This window comes from Streptomyces sp. NPDC029138 (genome assembly GCF_055564375.1).
In genome coordinates this window covers 1-3492 of the sequence record NZ_JBVHWM010000139.1, presented here as the reverse complement: position 1 = coordinate 3492, position 3492 = coordinate 1, and the positions used below count along the sequence as shown (strand labels likewise).

3 protein-coding genes are annotated in these 3492 nt (G+C 70.0%); all 3 read right to left on the bottom strand.

Annotated elements, in window-relative coordinates; all coding sequences use genetic code 11:
* Positions 1 to 342: 342 nt before the first annotated feature.
* The gene (locus ACZ4WH_RS43855; RefSeq protein WP_468191931.1) at positions 343 to 954 is read right to left on the bottom strand and encodes a flavodoxin family protein; all 612 of its coding nucleotides are present in this window, start codon (positions 952 to 954) and stop codon (positions 343 to 345) included.
* A gap of 712 nt (positions 955 to 1666) precedes the next feature.
* A complete protein-coding gene (locus ACZ4WH_RS43850; RefSeq protein WP_468191928.1) occupies positions 1667 to 2536 on the bottom strand; it encodes an aldo/keto reductase in 870 nt (289 codons plus the stop codon).
* 111 nt (positions 2537 to 2647) lie between these two features.
* The gene (locus tag ACZ4WH_RS43845; RefSeq protein WP_468191925.1) at positions 2648 to 3367 is read right to left on the bottom strand and encodes a hypothetical protein; all 720 of its coding nucleotides are present in this window, start codon (positions 3365 to 3367) and stop codon (positions 2648 to 2650) included.
* Between the last annotated feature and the right edge of the window lie 125 nt (positions 3368 to 3492).

The following is a 3492-nucleotide window of genomic DNA, read 5'->3' as shown; positions in this document are numbered from 1 at the left end:
GGTCCGACACGGAACCGGCCACGAGGAGGGTGGCCAGCAGCGTCACCGCGTACACGGTGAACGCCGTGGTGAGCTGCCAGGCGGGGAAGCCCCATTCGCGCTGGTAGAGCACGAAGAGTGGGCTGCCGGCGCCGGCTCCGAAGGCGACGGCGATCGAGGCGATCACCACGCCCGCGGTGGCGAGAGGCCGCCTGGATCCGGACGGCCGGGAAAGTACCCGGTCTTGGGGTGGGGGAGTTGTCTGATCTGACGTGACTGCAGAAAGCTTCACTGCGTCTCCTCGTGCCGGTCGTCCGGGCGGGTCGGGGGGCGGCGCACCGCCCCTGAAAATCGTGTCGACGCTCAGACCGTGCCGGCGAGGGCGTGGCGTCCGGCGCTGATCAGGGCGGCCTGCCGGGCGACGCGCGCGCCCAGGTGCTCGGCCGTGGCGATGTCCGCCTTGTGGACGGTGTCGACTCCGCCATCCAACGGGGTCTGTGCGCCGGCTCCGCTCCAGAAGCCGAGGCGGTTCAGGTCGTGCTCGGAGGCGGAGCTGGAGTTCCAGCCCGGAGCCAGGCCCAGGCTGACCCAGAGCATCCGGTGCTGGGCGGCGAAGGCGGCGAAGAAAGCGAGGGTGTTGCTCTTGTCGCCGCTCTTGGAGGCCGAGTTGGTGAACCCCGCCGCCAGCTTGTCCGCCCACCGTCCCTCGGCCCAGCGGCCGCTGGTCGCTTCGGCGAAGGTGTGGAAGCCGGCCGAGGCGCCGCCCATGTAGGTGGGCGATCCGAAGACGATCGCGTCCGCGGCGTCCAGTCGGTGCCACTGTTCGTCAGTGATGGTGGTCACGTCCACGAAGGTCACGTCGGCCCCGGCATCCGAGGCTCCGCGCCGCACAGCCTCGGCGAGTACGGCCGTGTGCCCGTAGCCGGAGTGGTAGGCGACGACGACGGTCGTGCGGGGGAAGGTCTGCTCGGACATGGTCTGCTCCTGAGGGTTGAGTGCGGAAACGTTCAGCGGGGCGCCGTTCACTGGCGCCGCCATGTAATGAATATGGCCGGTCATCTGCATCGGTTGAAGCGATTCGGTCCTGCCGTAATTCCCGGGATCCGCCGCGGCCTGTCCGGGGCGCGGCCGAAGCCGGCCGGCAGCCGGACAGGACCCGGTCAGGGTGCTCTTCCCGACAGTCGTGCCATGCCGGTTGCCGGCCCGTGCCCGGCCGGGAAGCCCTACATACGAAGAGACCCTCCCGTGCGGTCAGCGAAGTGAGCGGCGGCGCCGCCGCCTTCGTGAAGGTCGAGGTGGCCGACTTCAGGGCGGCGCATGAGGTACTCCCCACATGGGTGGTGGCTCAGGCGACAGCGGAGAACGGGGCCGCGATCCGGCACCCGAGGGCGGCCGACCCGTCTGCCGGCGAACGCCGTTCCTCCGGTCCGGACCCGTGTACGGCCGTACGAGCTCGCCCGGGCTCGCATACAGGTGTGCGAGCCGCAGGCCGCTCGTACGACATGACGGGCCGGCCGTGCCGGTGGTGCGACGTGACCGGATCACGCTCGCACGGCTGAGCTGTCCCCCGGCCGCGCCCGGGGGACAGCTCAGCCGTCGGCGAGCCTCGCCACCGGAGACCGCCGCAACCGCCGACGCCCGCGACCTTCGGAGTTTCCGTGGCCCTCGGGCTCGTTCCGGGATCGTCTCAGCCGCGGGAGAACGGATCGCTCAGAGCCTCGAAGTCGGTAGGCGACAGCTCGAGCGAGGCGGCTGCCACGTTGTCTTCGAGGTGCTCGACCGACGACGTGCCCGGGATGGGCAGCACGACCGGCGACCGGCGCAGCAGCCAGGCCAGCGCGGCCTGGGACGGCGAGGCGCCCAGGTGGGCCGCGACGCGGGCGAGGGGACCGCCCGGCTGGGCCAGCTGCCCGGTGGCCAGCGGGAACCAGGGCAGGAAGGCGATGTCGTTCGCCTCGGCGTACTCCAGAACGTCCTCGGAGTCGCGCTGGGCGATGTTGTAGAGGTTCTGCACGGAGGCGACCGGCACGATGCGGCGAGCCCGCTCCAGCTCGTCGACGCCGACCTCGGAGAGTCCGACGTGGGCGATCTTGCCCTCGTCACGCAGCTCCTTGAGGACGCCGATCTGGTCCTCGAAGGGCACTGCGGGGTCGACGCGGTGCAGCTGGAACAGCGGAATGCGCTCCAGACCCAGCCGGCGCAGGCTGGACTCCGCCTGCCGCCGCAGGTAGTCGGGCCGGCCGTTCGGCCGCCACTGCCCAGGACCGGGACGGGTGAACCCGGCCTTGGTGGCGATGACCAGGTTCTCCGGGTACGGGTGCAGTGCCTTGCGTAGCAGTTCTTCGGCCGTCTCGGGTCCGTAGGAGTCGGCGGTGTCGAACAGGGTCACGCCCAGTTCCACGGCGCGGCGCAGGACACGCACACCCCTGTCCTGGTCGGGGAAGGGACCCCACACTCCCGGACCCGTCAACTGCATGGTGCCGTAACCGAGTCGGTTGACCTTCAGGTCACCGCCGATGGTGAACGACCCGGAGGACGCCGCTGAGATGCTGCTCATTGCTGTCTGCCTTTCTCGTTCGGGCCACCCGCGGTCGGGGTGGCCCGACGGCACGGTGAGGCTCCGCGAAACGTGTCCGTGTCGCGTGGCCGCAGGCGGGTGCCGGGTTGTTCAAGAGACGGTGACGTTCTCCAGGCGCACGGAGACGACCAGCGGCTCGGGAACCTTGTGGCCGTTCTCGTCGCGGCTGTAGATCATCCGTGTGGTGGGGATGACCAGGCCGGACACCTCTTGGTGGCCGGAGATGTAGTGGGCGGCGGGGGTGTTGCCGGCGATCTCCACGCTGTAGTCGCGCCGGCGGATCAGCCCGGATTCGTCCACGTACAAGGTCTGCTCGGTGCTGAGGGTGGCGATACTGTCGGGGAAGACCACGTGCAGGCGACGGAACCTCTCGCCGTTCTCCGTCCACGTCCCGATCTCCTCGGTGCGTACCCCGGGGAAGGTCAGCGAAAGCGGCTCGGCCAGGTAGGTCCACATGGCGCTGCCCGAGAAGTAGGCGAGCTGCAGCCTGCTCCACGGGGTCATCAGATCGTGCCCGGCGAAGGAGGCACGCGGGTCGAGGAGTTCTTCCACGAGGTTGCCCTCGGTGTCCTCCACCGCGACCCGGTCCCCCGTGAAGGTCACGTGGTGGCCGTCCTCGAAGAACGGTTCCTGCCGGACGTACTGCCGGTGCAGGCCGACGGTCACGTCCACGTCGTCGAGGGCCCCGGGATGCCCCTTCATGCCCCACAGGGCGCCGCCGAAGAACTGGCGGGCGCTGATGTGGTCGGCCTCTTCCCAGCGGGCGCGGCCGCCGTAGGCGTCGAAGATGGTGTTGAGAAGGTCGGACACGGTACCTCTCCTGGTGGCGGGGTGGTGGTCTCAGCCGAGGAAGGCGTTGACGTCCTTGGCGGCTTCGGCGGGGTACTGGAACAGCGAGGCGTGGGCGGCGTCGGGGTAGATCCGGATCCGGGCGT

Bases quoted from the DNA above. Each gene is read 5' to 3' on its own strand.
- ACZ4WH_RS43855 (WP_468191931.1), bottom strand. From the start codon at position 954: ATGTCCGAGCAGACCTTCCCCCGCACGACCGTCGTCGTCGCCTACCAC.
- ACZ4WH_RS43850 (WP_468191928.1), bottom strand. From the start codon at position 2,536: ATGAGCAGCATCTCAGCGGCGTCCTCCGGGTCGTTCACCATCGGCGGT.